The organism is Mycobacterium sp. (genome assembly GCF_019247635.1).
GTDB lineage: Bacteria > Actinomycetota > Actinomycetes > Mycobacteriales > Mycobacteriaceae > Mycobacterium.
The window spans coordinates 20,994-39,473 of sequence record NZ_JAFBAR010000069.1 but is presented as its reverse complement, the minus strand read 5'-3'; the positions used below and the strand labels follow the sequence as shown (position 1 = coordinate 39,473).

The window sequence follows — 18,480 nt, the reverse complement described above, 5'->3', positions numbered from 1 at the left end:
TCGTTGCCGCTGCGCAGGTTGCTGGGTTTTGTCGCTGCCGGCCTGGATGCGTCGTTGATACCCGTCATGGCCTACCTGGTCGGTCTGTTCAGCTGGGTGCTCAATCGATGATGCGTGCCGGATCGGCCTGCCTTACCGCGGCTTTGGTTGCGTTGCAGTCAGGGGCGTTGTGGGCGGCTCCGCCGGCATTGGCAATCAGCCCGCCGGTGGTCGACGCCGCCGTGCAGCCGCCGAGTGGCGCGCCGGGACCGGTGCAGCCGATGGAGCAACGCGGCCCATGTTCGGCCTCCGGGGTCATCCCCGGCACCGATCCGGGCGCGCCGACGTCTAATCAGACGATGCTGAATCTCCCTGCGGCATGGCAGTTTTCCCGTGGCGAAGGACAGTTGGTGGCGGTCATCGACACCGGGGTGCGGCCGGGGCCCCGGCTGCCGAGCGTTGAGGCCGGTGGGGACTTCGTGGAAACGACCGACGGCCTGACGGACTGCGACGGGCACGGGACACTGGTCGCCGGGATCATCGCGGGCCAGCCCGGCGCTGACGGCTTCTCGGGTGTCGCGCCCGGCGCGCGGCTGGTGTCCATCAGGGTGACGTCGGCGAAGTTTTCGCCGCGGGCCACGGGCGGTGATCCGACGCTGGCGCGGGCGTCCCTGGACGTCACGGCGCTGGGGCGGGCGATTGTGCACGCCGCGGATCTCGGCGCCCGGGTTATCAACATCTCGGCGGTCACCTGCCTGCCCTCCGATCGCACGATTGATCAGGGCGCGCTCGGGGCCGCGATCCGGTACGCCGCGGTGGACAAGGACGCCGTGATCGTGGCCGCCGCGGGCAACAGCGGACCGACCGGGTCGGTCGCCGGTGGAACGTCCTGCGAGTCCAATCCGCTGACCGACCTGAGCCGTCCGGACGACCCGCGCAATTGGGCGAGCGTCAAGTCGGTCTCCATCCCGTCGTGGTGGCAGCCGTATGTGCTCTCGGTGGCGTCGCTGACGCCGGAGGGGCAGCCCTCGAAATTCACCATGGCCGGACCCTGGGTGGGTATCGCCGCGCCCGGCGAAAGCATCGTGTCGGTCAGCAATCGCGACGGCGGCGGTCTGGCCAACGGATTGCCCGACGAGCACGAAAACCTGATCGCCCTCAGCGGTACCAGCTACGCAGCGGGTTATGTGTCTGGCCTCGCGGCGCTGGTACGCGCCAAGTACCCCGGACTGACCGCGGCCCAGGTGATGCGGCGCATCACCGCCACGGCGCACAACGCTGCCAGGGCGCCCTCCAACCTGGTCGGCGCCGGCAGCCTGGACCCCGTGGCAGCGCTCACCTGGGAACTACCCGCGAGCGCCGAACCTACTGCCGCACAGGCTAAGCCGGTCTCTGTCCCGGCGGCGCCGGCACCGAAGGACACCGCCCCGCGGACCGTCGCCCTCGCCGGGACCGCCGCGCTGGCCGTGCTCGTCGCGGCCGCGGGGACGGCGACCGCGATCGCCGCCCGCCGACGAAAGGAACACGCCTCGTGAGCCCGATCCCCCGGCCGGGACCCGCACGGATCACCCTTGTGCTGCTGGCGGTGATCCCCGCGGTGCTGGCCTACCCGTGGCGCTCGACGCGTGATTACTGGCTGATCGGCATCGCCGTCGTGGTCGTGGTCGCGTTGTTCGGCTGGTGGCGTGGGCTGCACTTCACCACCATCCTGCGCCGTCGCCTCGCGCTGCTGCTGCGTCGCCGTCCGACTCTCCCCGAATCCGAGTCCGGCACCAGGATTACCGCGCTGCTGCGAATCGGCCCGCCGTCCGGCGGCGCAGATGTGTTGCCTCTCCCGCTGCTGGCGCAATACCTGGACCGCTACGGCATCCGTGCTGACGCGGTCCGAATCACCAACCGCGACAACGCATCCGGTGAGAGGGTGACCTGGGTGGGGCTGACCGTCTCGGCGGTCGACAATCTCTCCGCCTTGCAGGCCCGCTCGTCGCGAATCCCGTTGCGGGAGACCGCCCAGGTCGCGGCGCGCCGACTGGCCGACCACCTGCGCGAGATCGGCTGGGAAGCCACCACGCTCGACCCGGACGACGTGCCGCAGCTGGTCGTATCGGATGTCCGCGAGACGTGGTGCGGGGTGCAGGACGGGTCGGATTACCTTGCGGCGTACCGAGTTACCGTGGATGGCGCGGTGTCCGGTGTGCTGGCTGCAATCGGGTCGCGGCCCGCGCGCGAGACATGGTCGGCGCTCGAGATCGGGGGCGGACCGGAGGCCGGTTACACGGTCGCGATCGCATGCGCGTTCCGGACCGACACGGCGCCACAGAGCGCCGCGCCGTTGGCCGGTCTGACCCCGCAGCACGGACGCCACTGGTCCGCGCTGATGGTGCTTGACCCGCTATCCGCGCAACGACTGGACGGGCACACGCGGGCGCCGGACGGCTTGTTGACCGGGTTGGGCTGGCCCACGCCCGGTGCCGGGGCCCATCGGGCACCGTTGGCCCATTAGTCGAACATGACGTCGTGCAGGAACCGGTTCATCCGCCGCAGATAGTCGGCCTGGCTGACATGCAACACGTGGCTGCCGGGGAACCAGTGCATCGTGCAGTGCTCCCAATGCTTCCAGAGCATTACGGACTGATCCGGTGGCGCCAATCGATCGCCGAGGCCGGTGATGATCATGCGACGGTCCTTGGGTACCGCCGGCCGGTAGTTCAGCGGGCAGTGGTAAGCGAGTCCGGCGGCCACCTCGTCGCGGCTGATGCGGCCGAGCAGTAGTCCACACCGGAAGAGCGTGTTGGCCGGAAACCATTCGTCGAACAGCTTTTCCGGACTTACGACGGGGCAGTTGGGGATTACGGCCTCGAGTCGGTCCTCGACGGAGGCCAGCAGCGCGGTGGTGTAACCACCCAGCGACAAGCCGGTGAGCGCCACGCGTTGCACACCGGTGTGGCGCAGATAGTCGACCACGGAACGGAAGTCATGCACGGCCTGGGCCATCGCCTCGGCAAAGCCACTCAAACCGCTGGAGAAATAGCCGAAACCGCTGAACGGCGAGAACCTTTCGGCGCGGCGCCCGTGGAACGGCAAGGTATAGAGCAACACGTCATAGCCCGAGCGGTAATACCACGGCAACGCGAAGAACAGGCCGTTGAGCAGGTAGGACGACCCCATGAAACCGTGGATGACGCACAGGGTCGGCCGCGGTCCGTCATCGTGGCGCCAGTGCTGAGCGCGCACGGTGTTGTTGGACTGCAACGTGCTCCACTGCTTGCGCATGGTGGGGTTGATCGCGGTGAAGCTGCTGGGGAACGCGATGTTGTCGACGGTGCCGTGCGCGACCCGTTCCGCGAGCGGGCTGGCCTGTCGCGACGAGACCTTCGGTAGTTCGCTTGGCGCGGGGAACGACTTCGTGTGATCGTGTTCGGCCGCGAGGTCGGCGTAGAAGCGCAGAGTGCTTCGCTCGCCGCCGGACTTCGAGCGGCGCAGCGCGCCGACCAGCACCGGCGGCGCCACGGTGGTGGCCAGCACCGAGGAGACCGTGGTGCGCAGCGTGACATCGCTGACCGCCGACGCATCGACAATCAACCGCTGCCCGAGCGACAGTTCGGAGCGACGAGGCAGGCCCCGGGCGCCGGCGGGTACGTCGGCCCCGGGTACGTCGGGAACCGGGATCGGCGGGTCGACGGGATCGGCCGCTGACGTCTCCGTCGTCGAGGGCGGCTCCGGAAAATCCGACATCCCCGGCAGCTCAGGCATCTCGCCGATGGTAACCGGCGTTTCCGCCCGCGGATGACCTATTCGACGGTGTCGTCAGTTTCTCCTGGTTTAGAGTCCTGTATCGGCGGTTGTAGATCACGAGTTAAGGACCGATATGTGGGATCCCGACGTGTACCTGGCCTTCGCCGATCACCGCAGTCGCCCGTTCTACGACCTGCTGTCGCGGGTGGGCGCCGAGCGGGCACGCCGGGTGGTCGACCTCGGTTGCGGCCCCGGCCACCTGACGAAGTTCCTGGCCAAACGCTGGCCCGGCGCGGTGATCGAGGCACTGGACAGCTCGCCGGAGATGGTGGCCGCCGCCCGGGAGCGCGGTATTGACGCCACCGTCGGCGACCTGCGCACCTGGAAGCCCCAGCCCGACACCGACGTGGTGGTCAGCAACGCGGCAATGCATTGGGTGCCTGAGCATTCCGAGCTGCTGGAACGATGGGCCGGCGAGCTGCCGAGCGGATCGTGGATCGGCGTTCAGCTCCCGAGTAACTTCGACACCCCGTCCCACGGGGCGGTGCGGGCCCTGGCGCGTCGCGAACCCTACGCAAAACTCATGCGGGACATCCCATTTCGGGTTGGCGCGGTCGTCCATCCGCCCACGCAGTACGCCGATCTGTTGATGAACGCCGGATGCAAGGTCGACGTGTGGGAGACCACATACCTGCACCAGCTCACCGGCGAGCACCCGGTGTTGGAGTGGATCACCGGCACCGCGCTGGTCCCCGTGCGTGAGCGGCTCACCGACGAGGGTTGGGAGCAGTTCCGCGAGGAGTTGATTCCGTTGCTGGACGACGCCTATCCCACCCGGCCCGACGGGACGACGATCTTCCCCTTCCGGCGGGTGTTCATCGTCGCCGAGGTGGGCGGGTCGAAGCGCTCGGCTGGGTAGCCGACACGGCGGGTGACCTACTCCTCGATGCCGCGGTCGACGGCAATCGCCGAACGACTCATCGGCGTCAAATTGTGGATCTGCAAGTAGGTTTCGGAGTACCGCCGCGCGATCGCGGAACCGGCGAAGTCCGAGGGTATGACGTCGTTCGTGCGTTGCCGCCAATCATGCAGTCGCACAGCAAGATCGGCCGCGATGCCATCCATCTTTTCGGCGTTCTCACCGACCAACAGATTGTTGGTTTCGGTGGGATCGACGCTCAGGTCGTAGAGCTCACGCTCGGGCCGCGGCGCGGTGACCAGCGGTGCGACGGCCACCCCGGACGGGCTTTGCTCGATATCCCACGGCAATTCAAGCAGTGGCCGGGGCACGTAGTTCTCGATGTAGCTGTATTCCTTTGTGCGGATTGCCCGTATCGGATCGAACGAGTCGTGATAGGTCTTCGTGGTGTAGACGTGGTCGCGCACCGGTTCGGTTGGCGCGCCGGGCGCGAGCACGGCGGAGGCGTGCGACACGCCGTCGATGTCGGCCGGCACGGTGACGCCCAGGATTTCCAGCAGTGTCGGGACCAGGTCCACACCACTGAACAGGTCGTCGTAAACCCGCGGCGGCAACCCGGAGTTGGCGGGCGGCCGGATGATCAGTCCGATGCCGGTGCCGGCGTCGTACAGCGTGGACTTCGCCCTGGGGAATGCCGGGCCGTGATCGGTGAAGAACACCACCCACGTGTTGGCGTCCAGGCCCGTCTCGGTCAGGGTGTCCAGCAGCTTGCCAACGGCCGCGTCGGCGGTGGCGATGGATCCGTAGAAGTCGGCGATATCGCCGCGCACCTCGGGGATATCGGGCAGGTAGTCGGGCGGTTCGACGAACGCACTGTCGGCGGGCTGGTAGCGCTCGTGCGGGTAGGGCCGGTGCGTCTCGAAGAACCCCGCTGTCAACAAAAACGGCTGGCCGGCCAGGTCGGTGACGCTGTCCCGCAGCCATTGCTCGGCCTTGTCCACCACGTACTCGCAATAGGAGTTCGACACGTCGAACTCGTCGAAGCCCAGCCTCTTCGGGTACGACGTTTCATGTTGCATACCGAAAAGCGCTGAGTACCAGCCTGATTCGGATAGAAACTGCGGAAGGGTGCGGATCCCCGAGCGGTATTCCCAGCCGTGGTGGGCTAGGCCGACCAGTCCGTTGGTTTGCGGGTAGCGGCCGGTGAACAGCGAGCCCCGCGACGGCGAGCACAGCGGCGCGGTGGCGTGCGCCCGGGTGAACAGGATTCCTTCCGCGGCAAGGCGGTCCAGTCGAGGGCTGGATACATCCGGATGGCCGTATACGCCCAGGTAGCGCCCCAAATCGTGCCAATGCACGAGCAGGATGTTGTCCTTTGTCTCGACCAATGCCCTCACCTCGATCGGCGACGATACCGTAGGGCCGCTGGAACGCTGTGGGTTATGAGTTCGCGTGGGCGGCCCACCACGGCGGCGGATGGGGCGCCGGCGCGCGACCGGACTCGTCGGCGCTATCGACTCACGGCTACAACGAAATCGTGGTCGCGCGCACCGGCCCGGGTGGCCGACCCCACTGGTTCTCGCACACGAACTCGGCCAGCGGCCGCGCGTAGGCCCAGCGGTCCAGTTCCAGCGCCGGTCGATCGGGAAATTCTGGTACCGGGCCCAGGCACAGGATTGCCACCGGCTCCGCGTCGGTGGGCATCGCGAGCAGGGTGGCCAATCGCTGCGGATCGAACAGCGACACCCAGCCCATGCCCAGACCTTCGGCGCGGGCCGCCAGCCACAGATTCTGGATCGCGCACGACACCGACGCCAGGTCCATCTGCGGTAGCGTGCGCCGGCCGAAGACGTGCGCGTCGCGACCATCGCCGAGCGCCACTACCAGCAACTCGGCGCACTCGAGAACGCCCTCCACCTTGAGGGCCAGAAATTCCTGTTCTCGCGGCCCCAGGGCTCGCCCGGTCAGCGCGCGCTCTTCGTCGACCAGTGCGTGGATGCGTCCGCGCAGCGCCTCATCGGTGATCCGGATGAAGCGCCACGGCTGCATCAGCCCGACACTGGGTGCCGCGTGCGCCGCCCGCAGGAGCCGCGCCAGCACGTCCTCGGATACCACGCTGCCGGGCACAAACCGGCGCATATCGCGCCGTTCGGCGATCACCCGGTACACGGCCTGACGCTCTTGCGGGGTGAACGCGTGCTCGGCCATCCGTTCATCCTAAGAAGCTTGAAATGACGAGACTGCGAAACCGTGGATCAGGTGATCGGCGTCGCGACGTCGGTTTCGAACATGATGGCCGTGTCCTCGACGTACGGTTGGTAGATCGCGACGCAGGCGCGGCCATCCTCGGGAAACGCCGGATGCACAAGGCTACTTGCTGTCATGACCCGTTAGTTAAGGGAGTTGCCCGTGAAGTTTCCGATGCAAGACGACGGCGTGCTCGATCAGTTGCCCACCGATCCCAAGGCCGGACGGGTCTTCGGCGAGCCGTACGTGACGCCCGACGGCAGCACGGTCATACCGGCAGCCAGAATCCGAAACGGGCGGGACGTGGCGGCGCTCGGCGTGTTCATCGTCCGGGGCGACCAGGCGAGCTGGGTGCCGGTCGTCGACACCAACCGGGTGGCACTGCTGGGCGTCCTCACCGGGCTGCTCTCGGCGGTGATCGGCAGCCTGGCGGTGCTGCGCCAACCGCCGTGGCCGCGGATCGTCGTCAGCAAGGATTAGGGGCTGTAGGTAACGCCGACCGCCCGGAAGACATACTCGGCCGGCATGTCGAAGGCCAGCGATCGCGCGGGCAGCCCGCTGAGCACGTCCGCGGGAACGCTGGCTTTGTAGTGCAGCGACAGCTCGCCGCTGAACTTCGGGTCGACCTCGCCGACGTCGAGATCGATCTGCAGGCCTGTCGACGAGATCGCGGCTTTGGCTGCGCCCGTCTGCGGGGCGTCCCAGCGCACGTCGACGGTCGGGGCGGCCAGCCTCGGCAACAGCGACAACGTCGCCAGCACCCGTTCTTTGGTGAAGGCCAGCGAACCGGCGTAGCTGGCCACGCTGTGTGGCGATCGCACGCCGGGGATGACGCCGCTGAACCTGCGCGTCACCGAGACGTAGTCGGCGAGGTAGATCAGCCCTTCCGCCTCGAGTTGGGTGTGCAGTTCGGCGGGCAGCTTGCCAAGGCCGAACAACCTCCGGACAAAGACCGCCATCCGCCCAGTATGACGCGGCTGGTATCGGTTGACGCATGAGTCGCCCGCGGACCTCGGCCGTCTTGGCCCTGGCGGGCCTGGCCGCGGTGCTGATCTATGCGGCGATGTGGGTGGGGCACAGCCTTAATTGGGTTGGCTGCACACCGCGGACTGGTCGTTGTTGGACCCCGCGCATGCCGTGGGGATCAAACACCCCACCTGGGTGCGCTTCTGGGACGGCGTGTCCTTCGTGTTGGGGCCCGTTCCGATGCGGGTGCTGGGTTCGGTGGCCGCCGTGGCCGCGCTGTTAGCGCGCAAGGTGCGGGTGGCGTTACTGCTGCTGTTCTGCTTGCCGCTCACCGGATTGGTGACGACGGTGGCCAAGGATCTGGCCGGTCGCCCGCGACCGGCGACCGCGTTGGTCGTCGCGCCCTCGACCTCGTTCCCGTCGGGTCACGCCCTGGAGGCGATGGCCGCCGCGCTGGCGGTGCTGACCATCCTGTTGCCCATGCTCAAGGGGGCTATGCGCGTCGTCGCAGTAACGGTCGCCGCGCTCTGCGTGCTGACCGTCGGCATCGCCAGGATCGCGCTCAACGTGCATCACCCTTCTGACGTCTTGGCCGGATGGGCCCTGGGCTACCTGTATTTCCTGTTGTGCCTGTGGGTATTTCGGCCTCCGGTCATCCGGCCTACTTCGAAAGATCAACTAAAGTAGTTGCTGCGCTGCACTTTTCGCTATGTCACGGCGCGGTGACCGAAACGGTTCTTAACCTTTACTTGACCCGGCGGTTAGCCCGGCTGACCATGAAACGATGCGCCGTTGGGTAGCTTCGCTGTCTGCTGCGGTATGCGTGACGGGCGCCGCTCTGATCCCCACGCCGGTGAGCAACGCGGCGGGAGCCCCGTGGTTCGCCAACTCGGTTGGCAATGCCACACAGGTGGTCTCGGTCGTGAGCACCGGCGGTTCGAACGCGACGATGGACATCTACCAACGCTCCGCCACCGGCTGGCAGACGCTCCTTACGGGAATCCCCACGCATGTCGGTTCGGCCGGCATGGCGCCGCAGGCCAAGAGCGAGGTGCCGGCCACCCCAATGGGTGTCTACAGCCTCGACTCGGCATTCGGCACTGCGGCCAACCCCGGAAGCGGCCTGCCCTACACCCAGGTCGGGCCGAATCACTGGTGGAGCGGCGACGACCACAGCCCCACCTTCAACACGATGCAGGTGTGCCAGAAGGCGCAGTGCCCGTTCAGCACGGCCGCCAGCGAGAACCTCGATATCCCGCAGTACAAGCACGCGATCGTGATGGGCGTCAACAAGGCCAAGACCCCCGGCGGCGGTGCGGCGTTCTTCTTCCACACCACTGACGGCAAGCCCACCGAGGGGTGCGTTGCGATCGATGACGCCACACTGGTATCGATCATGAAATGGTTGCGTCCGGGCGCGGTGATCGCGATTACGAAATAGTGCCGTCACCCGTGAAATCCGCCCGAGCACGGCCGGGCTTGACCTTGAAGTTCAGGTCCGCCACCGACATGGTCGCCTCGTAGGTGCGGTCGTAGCCGGTGGCGCAGATCCGCCAGCCGTCGGCGGTGCGCCGGTATTGGTCGCGGTAGAACGCCGCACCGATCAGCATGAAGTTGTATTCGGCGACGATGACCCGGTCTTGCAGATACCAAATGGCCGAACCGGTATCGCCCGTCACGGTGATTTCCGGATGCGTCACCCGGTGCTCGGTGACGACACCGGGGCCCATCGCCGAGCTCAGGTACTCGACCAGGTCGGCGCGGTTGTCGAAGTGCAGCTCCTTGCCCAGCGACGACCCGTAGGCACCGACGATGTCTTCGGTCATGGTGGCGGCGAAGTCGTCCCAGTTTTTGGTGTCCATCGCGCGCAGGTACCGGTACTTGACCTGCTTGATGGCTTCGACATCGGCAAGGCTCATCAGGTCATTGGAGCACACCGGTCGGTGCCGGCCACCGCTGGGATGGATAAGGGTCCCGTAAGAGGGGTGGCTTGTCAAGGTGCCGGCGGTACCACTTCGGTGACGCCACAGCATCGACCATATACCAATGGGGTTGTGACCCATCGGAATACGGCTCAGCCGCCGCTATGGTTAACGCTGGCCACCGACCCTTTTCGACGAAGGTGTTCGCTTTATGTACGACCCATTGGGGTTGTCGATTGGGACCACGAACCTGGTCGCGGCATGTCACGGTAGTTCACCGGTAACGCGCCGTGCCGTGCTAACCCTTTATCCGCATTGCGCACCGAAAGTCGGTGTGCCCGGCCGGGACTCGCACGTGATCGAGCCCGGCATGGTGATGCATGGGTTCGTCCAGCGCGTCGGCGGCTCGGCGGCCTTGTTGTCCAGCGACGGCTCCGCTCACGATCCGGATCTCTTGATGGTCGAAGCGCTCGACGCGATGGTGGTCGCCGCGGGGGCGGACGCGAGTTCGTCGGAGATCTCGATTGCGGTGCCGGCGTATTGGAAACCCGGCACGGTTCAGGCGCTGCGCAACGGGTTGCGCACGCACGTGGGGTTCGTCCGAAGCGGCATGGCGCCATGTCTGGTGTCCGACGCGCTCGCCGCGGCGACCGCCGTGAATTCCGAGTGCGGCCTGCCGACCGAGGGTGTGGTCGGTGTGCTGGATTTCGGTGGTTCCGGGACGTCGGTGACGCTGGTGAACACCAAGTCTGACTTCGAGCTGGCCAGCGCGACAATGCGTTACGTCGATTTCTCCGGTGACGAGCTCGACCAGGCGTTGCTGTTACATGTCTTGGACGAGCTGGGCCACAGCGGCGACATCGACTTGGGTGGTACCGCCGCGATGAGCCAACTGGACGAACTCAGGGACGTGTGCCGCGCCGCCAAGGAGCGGTTGTCCACCGACGCGGTAACGGAATTGGCCATCGACCTCGCCGACTGCAGCACCACCATCCAGGTGTCCCGAAGCAAGCTCGAAGACCTGATCCAGGATCAGCTGACGGCGTTCATCTACGCGTTCGACGAAATGATGGCGCGCAGCCCGGGGGGTTGGGCGGAGCTTTCCGCGGTGGTGACCGTCGGCGGTGGCGCAAGCATCCCGCTTGTCACCCAACGCCTTTCGCTGCACACCCGGCGGCCCGTGCTGACGGCCTCGCAGCCGGTGCTGGCGGCGGCAACGGGTGCGTTGACGCTCGCCTCCCGTGGCGAGGAGCTGAGCAGCCGCACCCGCACGTCCATCGGGCTGTTGGTGGCCTCGGCGGCCGGCACCCGGGTCGTGGAAATGCCGGCCGGCGACGTGATGGTGATCGACGAGGATGCGCTGACCGATCGCGAGTTGGCCTGGTCGCAAACCGAGTTCCCGGGCGACGTGCCATTGCGCTTCGCCGGGGACTCGTACAACGAGGACGGCCCCTCTGGCTACTCGATGCGGCTGAACGTCATCGAGGTCCCCAAGAAACCGGCTCGGCGACGTTTCCGGTTGTCGCAGTTGCTGATCGGTGTGTGTGCCGTGGTCGCCATGACCGCGATCGGAGGTGTCGCAATCACGTTGGCGGCCATCGAAAACCGCCCTGCTCCCCAGACACCGGCGCCCACCGTGGAGCCGCTGCCGTCACCGCCCAGCTCGGTCGTGCCGAGTCCGGCACAGTCGCCGCCCAGTGCCCCGCCGGCACCCAGCGTGGCCCCGAGCACCCCGCCACCGCCACCGTCGCCGACCGCGCCGGCGCCGGTGCTGACCACGGTCGCGCCTCCGCCGGTGGTGACCACCAGGACCACGGTGCCACGAATGACGACGACGACCCCGCCGCCGACCCCCACAACCACCACCGTGCCGACCACGACGACGACTCCGCCGCCGCCCACCACGACGACCCCGCCGCCGTCGACCGCGACGACCACCACGACGACGGTGCCCATGACGACGGAGTGGATACGCGTCCCGCTCTTGCCGGTGCCGATACCAGTGCCGGTCCCGCAGAGTCAGGCCCCACAGCAGTACCCCAATGGAGGCGGCTTCCAGAACCCCTTCCAGAACCCGGGCCAGTGATCATTTGATCCTCACCTTGAGCGCGCGCGTTCCGGTCGCACCCGGGTACCCTTGGAGCTTCCAGGTCAGCCGCCGCCGGCCGGCGTCATAGTTCGTGGCGGATCACGTCGACTGGGCGCACACTGGGCAATATCGGCACGTTTACAAGGAGGTCGCGGTGGGCGGCTACGGCGGTGCATTCGGATTTGATCCCGAGGATCTGGATCGAATGATCAGGGAGGGCAGCGAAGGGCTGCGCGATGCGTTCGAGCGGTTCAGCAGGTTCGTCACCACTCCCGGGGAGCGGTCGGGCTGGTCGACGATTTTCGAGGACCTGGGGCGGCGCTCGCGGCCGGCGCCGGAAACCGCGGGCGAGGCCGGTGACGGCGTCTGGGCCATCTACAACGTCGACGCCGACGGTGGGGCCCGCGTCGAACAGGTTTATGCGACCGAGCTGGACGCGCTGCGCGCGAACAAGAACAACACCGACCCCACCAGGAAAGTCCGCTTCCTGCCTTACGGCATTGCGGTCAGCGTTCTCGACGATCCGACGGAAGAGCCCGCGTAACCGTCAGCCCTGCTGGACCACATTCCCTTCGCCGGATTTGCTGACTTGCGGCGTGCCCGTGTGATACGTGACCTCGTTGTTCAGCCCGGATGCCTCGATCGTGTCGGCGGCGTCGACGGTGACTGAATTCTTCATGCCGGACACTGTCAGGCTCTTGCAGTGGCCGGTGATCGTGATGGTGTTGGAGATGCCGCTGACCGTGACGGTGTTGTCGTTGCAGGCGAGCGTCTCGTCCTCGTTGATGCCCGAGATGCTGAGCGGTGCGCCGGCCGGCGCACCAGATGTGCCCGATGCCGTGGACGGCGTGGATGGCGCGCTGCTGGGCGTCCGGGTTTTGGTGCGCGAGGATGTCGGGCCCGTCGGCGGCATGCTGATGCTGGGCGTCGGGGACTGAATGACGATGTGGCTCTGTGAAATCCGATGCGCGACGAAGGCGGCGATGCCCCCCACCAAAGCCAGGACGCCGACGACGAAGACCGCGCCCAAGATCCACAGCGCCCGGCTGCCCGAGGACGACTTGGGCGTGGGTCCGGCGTAGGGGCCGCCCCCCAATCCGCCATATCCGCCGTAGCTGTACGGCGCGGAAGACGCTGGGGGTGGAACCGGACCGGGCGGGGGCGGGTACGCGTGACCGCCGGGCGGCGGGCTGCTCAGTTCGGAGGCGCGGGCGGTGTCTTCCAGCGGGCGTTCGAGGTCCCGAATGCGCTGTTCCGGGTCGTCCTGCGGTTCCATGCCCAGATATTCCCACACCGAATCGGCGGCGCAATAGGTAGTTTCAGGGTCGTGCCCGACTTGCCGAACCGTCAGATCCTGTTGCGCCGCCGCCCCAGTGGGCTGGTCGAACCCGGTGACACCGAGCTGGTCACCACGCCGGCACCCGAGCCCGCCGACGGCGAGGCGCTGGTCCGTACCACCTACGTGGGTATCGACGCGGCCGCCCGGACCTGGCTCGACGACCAACCCGGTTACCTTCCGCCGGTGCAGCTGGGGGAGGTGATCCGCGCGGCCGGCATCGGCCACGTCGTCGCCTCGCGCTGCGACGCCTATGCCGTCGGCGACGTGGTCACCACACTGACCGGCTTTCAGGAGTACGTGATCGTGCGCGACGATCTGTTTTCCACGCCCATCCCGGGCGAGGACGACCAGCTGGCGATCATGTCGGTGTACGGCCCGACCGGCGCCACCGCCTACTTCGGGATGACCGACATCGGCCGGCCGCGACCGGGGGAGACGGTGGTGGTGTCGGCGGCGGCGGGCGCCACCGGATCGGTGGCCGGGCAGATCGCCAAGATCGCCGGGGCCCGGGTGGTGGGAATCGCCGGCGGGGCGCAGAAGTGCCGCGCGGTGGTCGAGGACTTCGGATTCGACGCGTGCATCGACTACAAGGCCGACGGCCTGCCGGCCGCCCTCAAGGAGCACTGCCCGAAGCGCGTCGACGTCTACTTCGACAACGTCGGCGGCCCGATCCTCAACGCGGTGCTAGGCCGGCTGGCGCACAACGCGCGGGTCGTGCTCTGCGGCGTCATCTCCAGCTATCTCACCGGTGAGCACCCGGGCCCGGCCAACTATGTGAACCTGTTGTCCAAAACCGCTCTTATGCAAGGATTCAACGCGCTCGACAAGTGGGGTCGGTTCGACGAAGCCTTCGCCAACCTCCGCCAGTGGGAGGCGGAGGGTCGGCTCAGGCATCGTCAGACCGTTTTCGCGGGCATCGACTCCTGCGTCGACGCCCTCAACGGGTTGTTCACCGGTGCCAACATCGGCAAGACGCTGGTCAAGCTCAGCGAGCCCGACGGTTAGCCCTCGCCGTCGTCGGCCAAGGTGCGGTACAGCGACTTCTTGGCCTCCGTCAGCGCCTCCAGCACCTTGGTCCGGGCCTCGGCGAGCTTTTCCTTCTGCTCGTCGGTGCCGGTCCAGGTGATGGTGCGAGCCAACCCGGCGATCTCGAAGAGCTCCTTGCGGATCTTGAAGACGTCGCCGAACTTCGCCGCCCGGGCCAGGAAAGCCTCCGCGGTGTCGCTGTTGATACCCCGCCACGCCAGCAGGTTCTGGCCGAGCTCGGTCAGGGTGGCCACGCCGTTGTCGACCGTCACGATGCCGCGGCCCGCGAGCAACCCGATCGCGAGCTCGGCCACTTCCTGTGGCGGGCTCCACGCGCCACCGGTTTTGTCCGAGACCCGCTGGACGACCTGTGCGGCGTCGGCCGGTCCGTCGAGCAGCATCGCCGCGGTGCCGAACGCCGCCCGCTTGAGACGTTTGGGACCGCCGCCCGGCCCGACGCCCCGCCCGAAACCACCGCCGCCGAAACCATGGCCGCCGCGGCCACCGTGGCCCCAACCCTGACCGCCGCCGGGCCCGCCGAAACCAAAGCCGGGTCCGCCGAAGCCGGGCCCGCCGAAGAATCCACCACCAGACATCTGTGTTCCTCTCATCGAATCCCTATCGAACTATCAAGTTCCTTGATACCACCGGCCCCGACGATGTCAACCAGCTTGATGCTGCCCGGCAGCGTCCAGCCGTCCGCGGCTTGTGCGCCCGTTCCATGGTGCCCCGCCGCGACGAATCACCAACCAGCACACCGTTCGCGGGGGTGCTGCTATCGTCCCTTGCTTATGCCAGAGATGGATCGTCGCCGCATGATGATGGTGGCGGGATTGGGTGCTCTAGCTACTGCGATCCCCGCCCCGCAAGCGGGGGCGGCACCGGTCCGGCCGCAAACACCCGTGACGCCGGCACCCCCGCCCGCGGCGCCCGCCTCCCAAACCGGCGGGTTTCTGTTCCACGACGAATTCGACGGCCCGGCCGGGTCGGCCCCCGACCCGTCGAAGTGGGTCGTGGCGAACCACCGCACGCCGATCCGGAACCCGGTCAACTGGGACCGACCGGAGTTTTTCGGGCAGTACCGCGACACCCGACAGAACGTGTTCCTCGACGGCAAATCCAACCTTGTCCTGCGCGCCACCAACGCCGGGGGCTACTTCGGCGGCCTGGTCTCCGGCACCTGGCGGGGGGCGATCGGGACCACCTGGGAAGCGCGAATCAAGCTCAACTGCCTGGGTCCCGGTATGTGGCCGGCCTGGTGGCTGTCGAACGACGATCCCGGCCGCAGTGGCGAAGTCGACCTGATGGAGTGGTACGGCAACGGGGAGTGGCCCTCGGGGACGACGGTGCACGCGAACCCCGACGGCACGGCGTTCGAGACCCACCCGATCGGGGTGGACGGCGCCTGGCACAACTGGCGCGTCACCTGGGATCCCGGCGGCATGTATTTCTGGCTGGACTACGCCGACGGGATGCCGCCGTACTTCAGCGTCCCGGCGACCGGCATCGAGGATCTCAATGACCCGGTCCGCCTGTGGCCGTTCAACGACCCCGGTTACACGATGTTTCCGGTCTTGAATCTTGCGGTCGGCGGTTCCGGCGGCGGCGACCCCGGACAGGGGGCGTATCCATCCGAAATGCTCGTCGACTGGGTCCGAGTTTTTTGACACTGGCAACCGCGTGCGGCGGCTTTCGCCGCCCGCGGCAGCAACCGGGGGATGCGGGCTCGTCGGCCACATGGTTTCATAACACCGCTTGGGGGAGTTGATCGCGCCAAGTCGAACGTGCCGGTTTTTCAGCGATGGGTGGTGCAGGTATGGATCGTCGCAGCATGTTGTCGATGATGGGAGTCGGCATGCTGGCAGCCGCGGCCGCAACCCGCGTCCCGGCGGCAGGGGCATATCCGTCGCCGCCGAGCGCGCCGGCCGGCGCCCCCGGCGGCTACATTTTCCAGGACGAGTTTGACGGCCCGGCGGGCTCGGCTCCCGATCCCGGCAAGTGGACCATACAGACCTGGCAGGACGACGTGTTTCCGCCGGTCGCGGGGATCTACCGGGACGACCGCCGCAACGTGTTCCTCGACGGCAACTCCAACCTCGTCCTGTGCGCCACCCAAGAATTTGGCAACTACTACAGCGGCAAACTGCGCGGCAACTGGCGGGGCATGATCAACACCACCTGGGAAGCGCGGATCAAACTCGACTGTCTGTTTCCCGGCCTGTGGCCCTCGTTCTGGACCGTCAACGAGGATCCGCTGCCCGACGGTGAGGTCGACATCTTCGAGTGGTACGGCAACGGCAACTGGGCCCCGGGAACCACGGTCCACGCGGCGTCCAACGGGAAAACCTGGGAAGGCAAATCCATCCCCGGTTTGGTCGACGGGGGATGGCACACGTGGCAAATGCATTGGGCTGATGACGGTTTCCACTTCTCGCGAGACGGGGCACCCTACTTCAGCGTTCCCAACAAACCCATCCACGTCCACGGCGGCGCTCCGGATGACTTCCGGTGGCCGTTCAACAATCCCGGCTATTGGATGACGCCCATGTTCACCCTCGCCGTCGGTGGGGTGGGCGCCGGTGACCCCGCCGCGGGTACGTTCCCGGCGGCGATGCTCGTCGACTACCTCCGTGTCTGGTGACTATCGTTCGGCCTTGATCACCTGAACCAGGTTGAACTGCCACCGCTCGACGAGCCGGAAACCCAGATCGCGCGGAACCGCGAACGCCGGGGTTGCCCCGTACCGAGGGCCGGGGGCAATCGCCGGGCCCCGTTCGTGAGCAGGCACCGTCTCGTCGGCCTGGGTGATGATCCACACCACGGCGCAGTGGCTCAACGGCACGGCGACGACCTCCGGAATGAGATTGGTGTCGAAAACGTCGTTGCGGCCCGTTGCCCGCTGCCACAGGGTGAGATCGATCAGCTTCCGGTATGCGTCAGGGCGCGCGGCCAGCAATGGTCGCATTGGTGCGGGCATGAATGTCACCGTGTCGTTGACCAGCAGGCAATCGCCAGGCGCTGCTTGTGCAGTAACCAGGTCGGCTACCTGGCTGTAGTCCATCCCGTATTTTGCATACGGGTTGCGCTGCGCCAGAGCATAATTCGGTGCCGCAGCCACGGCGAAGAGGATGACGACGACCGCCGCCGCCCATGGTCTACGGGCGACGGTCGCGATGCACAAGCCCAGGATCACTGCGATCGCCGGTGCGGTGAAGCACAGGTAACGCGGCGTGTAGACCGGGTGGACCAACGCCGAGTAGGTCACGATCACGGCCGTGGGTATCACCAGCCACCCTGTCGCCAGGGCCAACAGCTCCCACTCTGTAGCCGGGGGCTTCGCGGATGCGAAGCGCCGCAACACAATAGCCGCGGCGACGATCAGCGCTGACAAGATCGCGAACGGCGGACTCCTCTCGAAGTATTGTTGGACCGCAACATCTTCGATCGTTCGGTGCCCGATGGGTGCGACCCAACTGATTTGATGCGCCTGCCAGGCGGCCGCGATGAAGAACGGCGTCAGCGCACATCCCGCCAAAACCGCGGCCGTGACGAATCGTGTTGTGACCGTTCGCTCGCGACGGAAGCCGAAGACGAATACGGCTTGCGCCAACAGCAGGAGAGCGAGATATACATCGAGGACAACCGAGCCGGCGAGGGCGATGCCGTAGCACAACCATAGCCAGGCCCGGTCGCGACGGACGGCGTGGACGAGCAGGACGGTCAGCCAGGCCGCGGCCATCATCGAGAAGGCATAGGGGCGTGCTTCGATGGCAGCCCATGTGGTGCGGGGCAAGATTGCGCACATGACCCCGGACGTCACCGCGACCGTGCGGGACGAAAACTGCTTGCCCAGCAGCACAACTCCCGCCGCGGCACCTCCGACGGCCAGACCGCTTGGCGCTCGGGACCAGAACTCCGTCGGCGGGAATACCTGGAACCAGCAATGCATGAACAGGTAGTACAAGCCGTGGACCGCGTCGACGTTGCCCAACATGTGCCACAGCTGAACCAGGGAGCGACTGTACGAGGCGGAAATCGTGGCGGCCTCGTCGTACCAGAAAGACGGACGGCCCGCGCCACCCAGACCGATCGCCGTCGCCAGCACCCCAACGATCAGCGGATCCAGCGCACCCGGCGACCGTGACCGGCCGACATCCGCGTCGCTCACCGAGTCGCCGAGCAGGTCGCGTTCTCGCCGAACACACCGCCATGTTGCCAGAAGCGGACAGACCGCCGACACTTCCGCCGCGATCTGACT

20 protein-coding genes and 1 pseudogene are annotated in these 18,480 nt (G+C 67.0%); 12 read left to right on the top strand and 9 right to left on the bottom strand.

The features are described from left to right. The 3 genes from JO236_RS10095 to eccE form a co-directional block, all read left to right on the top strand. On the top strand, positions 1-111 hold a 111-nt coding region (locus tag JO236_RS10095), incomplete at its 5' end, for a hypothetical protein (protein ID WP_293328152.1). After that, on the top strand, positions 108-1,514 hold the full coding sequence (gene mycP, locus JO236_RS10090; RefSeq protein WP_293328142.1) for a type VII secretion-associated serine protease mycosin: 1,407 nt from the start codon (positions 108-110) through the stop codon (positions 1,512-1,514). The genes JO236_RS10095 and mycP, both read left to right, overlap by 4 nt. After that, positions 1,511-2,482 carry a type VII secretion protein EccE gene (eccE, locus tag JO236_RS10085; protein ID WP_293328140.1) on the top strand — a complete coding sequence of 324 codons (972 nt, stop codon included), beginning with the start codon at positions 1,511-1,513 and terminating at the stop codon, positions 2,480-2,482. Before mycP ends, eccE begins: the two co-directional genes overlap by 4 nt. Here the strand turns inward: eccE and JO236_RS10080 are convergent. Continuing rightward, positions 2,479-3,714 carry an alpha/beta hydrolase gene (locus JO236_RS10080; RefSeq protein ID WP_293328150.1) on the bottom strand — a complete coding sequence of 412 codons (1,236 nt, stop codon included), beginning with the start codon at positions 3,712-3,714 and terminating at the stop codon, positions 2,479-2,481. The genes eccE and JO236_RS10080 overlap by 4 nt on opposite strands. A 133-nt stretch (positions 3,715-3,847) precedes the next feature. Here JO236_RS10080 and JO236_RS10075 point away from each other — a divergent pair, with 133 nt between their 5' ends. Beyond that, the gene (locus JO236_RS10075) at positions 3,848-4,633 is read left to right on the top strand and encodes a trans-aconitate 2-methyltransferase (RefSeq protein ID WP_293328138.1); all 786 of its coding nucleotides are present in this window, start codon (positions 3,848-3,850) and stop codon (positions 4,631-4,633) included. A 17-nt stretch (positions 4,634-4,650) separates the two neighbouring features. Here the strand turns inward: JO236_RS10075 and JO236_RS10070 are convergent, their stop codons facing one another. The 3 genes from JO236_RS10070 to JO236_RS10060 all read right to left on the bottom strand — a co-directional run bounded on the left by JO236_RS10070 (position 4,651) and on the right by JO236_RS10060 (position 7,017). Continuing rightward, on the bottom strand, positions 4,651-6,036 hold the full coding sequence (locus tag JO236_RS10070) for a sulfatase (RefSeq protein ID WP_416362205.1): 1,386 nt from the start codon (positions 6,034-6,036) through the stop codon (positions 4,651-4,653). 121 nt (positions 6,037-6,157) lie between these two features. Then, positions 6,158-6,841: a 5,6-dimethylbenzimidazole synthase gene (gene bluB / locus JO236_RS10065; RefSeq protein WP_293328134.1), complete on the bottom strand. Its 684-nt coding sequence runs from the start codon at positions 6,839-6,841 to the stop codon at positions 6,158-6,160. Positions 6,842-6,888: 47 nt separating this feature from the next. Then, complete coding sequence (locus JO236_RS10060) at positions 6,889-7,017, bottom strand: hypothetical protein (protein ID WP_293328132.1); 129 nt, start codon at positions 7,015-7,017, stop codon at positions 6,889-6,891. A 37-nt stretch (positions 7,018-7,054) separates the two neighbouring features. Here JO236_RS10060 and JO236_RS10055 point away from each other — a divergent pair, with 37 nt between their 5' ends. Beyond that, a complete protein-coding gene (locus tag JO236_RS10055) occupies positions 7,055-7,360 on the top strand; it encodes a hypothetical protein (RefSeq protein ID WP_293328148.1) in 306 nt (101 codons plus the stop codon). Here the strand turns inward: JO236_RS10055 and JO236_RS10050 are convergent. Next, positions 7,357-7,839 (bottom strand): hypothetical protein, encoded by a 483-nt coding sequence (locus JO236_RS10050; protein ID WP_293328130.1) that lies wholly within the window; start codon positions 7,837-7,839, stop codon positions 7,357-7,359. The genes JO236_RS10055 and JO236_RS10050 overlap by 4 nt on opposite strands. Before the next feature lie 35 nt (positions 7,840-7,874). Between JO236_RS10050 and JO236_RS10045 the strand changes: the two are divergent. Together JO236_RS10045 and JO236_RS10040 are read left to right on the top strand one after the other, a co-directional pair. Then, positions 7,875-8,533 (top strand): annotated as a pseudogene (locus tag JO236_RS10045) (phosphatase PAP2 family protein). 97 nt (positions 8,534-8,630) lie between these two features. Then, complete coding sequence (locus JO236_RS10040; RefSeq protein WP_293328128.1) at positions 8,631-9,287, top strand: L,D-transpeptidase family protein; 657 nt, start codon at positions 8,631-8,633, stop codon at positions 9,285-9,287. On the opposite strand, the gene JO236_RS10035 is transcribed toward JO236_RS10040, so the two are convergent. Then, positions 9,277-9,765 carry a nuclear transport factor 2 family protein gene (locus JO236_RS10035; RefSeq protein ID WP_416362204.1) on the bottom strand — a complete coding sequence of 163 codons (489 nt, stop codon included), beginning with the start codon at positions 9,763-9,765 and terminating at the stop codon, positions 9,277-9,279. The two genes, JO236_RS10040 and JO236_RS10035, sit on opposite strands and share 11 nt — an antisense overlap. A 214-nt stretch (positions 9,766-9,979) precedes the next feature. Between JO236_RS10035 and JO236_RS10030 the strand changes: the two genes are divergently transcribed. Both JO236_RS10030 and JO236_RS10025 read left to right on the top strand, forming a co-directional pair. Continuing rightward, entirely contained in the window at positions 9,980-11,854 is a 1,875-nt protein-coding gene (locus JO236_RS10030; protein ID WP_293328126.1) for an Hsp70 family protein, read from the top strand. A gap of 157 nt (positions 11,855-12,011) precedes the next feature. Then, positions 12,012-12,401, top strand: coding sequence for a hypothetical protein (locus tag JO236_RS10025; protein ID WP_293328144.1), 390 nt, complete (start codon positions 12,012-12,014; stop codon positions 12,399-12,401). A gap of 3 nt (positions 12,402-12,404) precedes the next feature. Here the strand turns inward: JO236_RS10025 and JO236_RS10020 are convergent, their stop codons facing one another. Next, positions 12,405-13,133, bottom strand: a complete 729-nt coding sequence (locus JO236_RS10020) for a DUF3060 domain-containing protein (protein ID WP_293328124.1) — start codon at positions 13,131-13,133, stop codon at positions 12,405-12,407. A gap of 51 nt (positions 13,134-13,184) precedes the next feature. On the opposite strand from JO236_RS10020, the gene JO236_RS10015 reads away from it, so the two are divergent. Continuing rightward, on the top strand, positions 13,185-14,201 hold the full coding sequence (locus JO236_RS10015) for an NADP-dependent oxidoreductase (RefSeq protein WP_293328122.1): 1,017 nt from the start codon (positions 13,185-13,187) through the stop codon (positions 14,199-14,201). Here JO236_RS10015 and JO236_RS10010 read toward each other — a convergent pair. Then, the gene (locus JO236_RS10010) at positions 14,198-14,818 is read right to left on the bottom strand and encodes a hypothetical protein (RefSeq protein ID WP_293328120.1); all 621 of its coding nucleotides are present in this window, start codon (positions 14,816-14,818) and stop codon (positions 14,198-14,200) included. The two genes, JO236_RS10015 and JO236_RS10010, sit on opposite strands and share 4 nt — an antisense overlap. A gap of 189 nt (positions 14,819-15,007) precedes the next feature. Here JO236_RS10010 and JO236_RS10005 point away from each other — a divergent pair, with 189 nt between their 5' ends. Together JO236_RS10005 and JO236_RS10000 are read left to right on the top strand one after the other, a co-directional pair. Further along, positions 15,008-15,889, top strand: a complete 882-nt coding sequence (locus JO236_RS10005) for a family 16 glycosylhydrolase (protein ID WP_293328117.1) — start codon at positions 15,008-15,010, stop codon at positions 15,887-15,889. 149 nt (positions 15,890-16,038) lie between these two features. Continuing rightward, on the top strand, positions 16,039-16,863 hold the full coding sequence (locus tag JO236_RS10000; RefSeq protein WP_293328114.1) for a glycoside hydrolase family 16 protein: 825 nt from the start codon (positions 16,039-16,041) through the stop codon (positions 16,861-16,863). On the opposite strand, the gene JO236_RS09995 is transcribed toward JO236_RS10000, so the two are convergent. Next, on the bottom strand, positions 16,864-18,390 hold the full coding sequence (locus JO236_RS09995; protein ID WP_293328112.1) for a glycosyltransferase family 39 protein: 1,527 nt from the start codon (positions 18,388-18,390) through the stop codon (positions 16,864-16,866). Positions 18,391-18,480: the final 90 nt, after the last annotated feature.

Excerpts from the sequence above, each read along its gene's own strand:
- JO236_RS10080 (WP_293328150.1), bottom strand. The coding sequence starts at position 3,714 with ATGTCGGATTTTCCGGAGCCGCCCTCGACGACGGAGACGTCAGCGGCC.
- JO236_RS10075 (WP_293328138.1), top strand. The coding sequence starts at position 3,848 with ATGTGGGATCCCGACGTGTACCTGGCCTTCGCCGATCACCGCAGTCGC.
- JO236_RS10020 (WP_293328124.1), bottom strand. The coding sequence starts at position 13,133 with ATGGAACCGCAGGACGACCCGGAACAGCGCATTCGGGACCTCGAACGC.
- mycP (WP_293328142.1), top strand. The coding sequence starts at position 108 with ATGATGCGTGCCGGATCGGCCTGCCTTACCGCGGCTTTGGTTGCGTTG.
- JO236_RS10060 (WP_293328132.1), bottom strand. The coding sequence starts at position 7,017 with ATGACAGCAAGTAGCCTTGTGCATCCGGCGTTTCCCGAGGATGGCCGC.
- JO236_RS10010 (WP_293328120.1), bottom strand. The coding sequence starts at position 14,818 with ATGTCTGGTGGTGGATTCTTCGGCGGGCCCGGCTTCGGCGGACCCGGC.
- JO236_RS10000 (WP_293328114.1), top strand. The coding sequence starts at position 16,039 with ATGGATCGTCGCAGCATGTTGTCGATGATGGGAGTCGGCATGCTGGCA.
- JO236_RS10030 (WP_293328126.1), top strand. The coding sequence starts at position 9,980 with ATGTACGACCCATTGGGGTTGTCGATTGGGACCACGAACCTGGTCGCG.
- bluB (WP_293328134.1), bottom strand. The coding sequence starts at position 6,841 with ATGGCCGAGCACGCGTTCACCCCGCAAGAGCGTCAGGCCGTGTACCGG.
- JO236_RS10050 (WP_293328130.1), bottom strand. The coding sequence starts at position 7,839 with ATGGCGGTCTTTGTCCGGAGGTTGTTCGGCCTTGGCAAGCTGCCCGCC.
- JO236_RS10035 (WP_416362204.1), bottom strand. The coding sequence starts at position 9,765 with ATGAGCCTTGCCGATGTCGAAGCCATCAAGCAGGTCAAGTACCGGTAC.
- JO236_RS10055 (WP_293328148.1), top strand. The coding sequence starts at position 7,055 with ATGCAAGACGACGGCGTGCTCGATCAGTTGCCCACCGATCCCAAGGCC.
- JO236_RS10040 (WP_293328128.1), top strand. The coding sequence starts at position 8,631 with ATGCGCCGTTGGGTAGCTTCGCTGTCTGCTGCGGTATGCGTGACGGGC.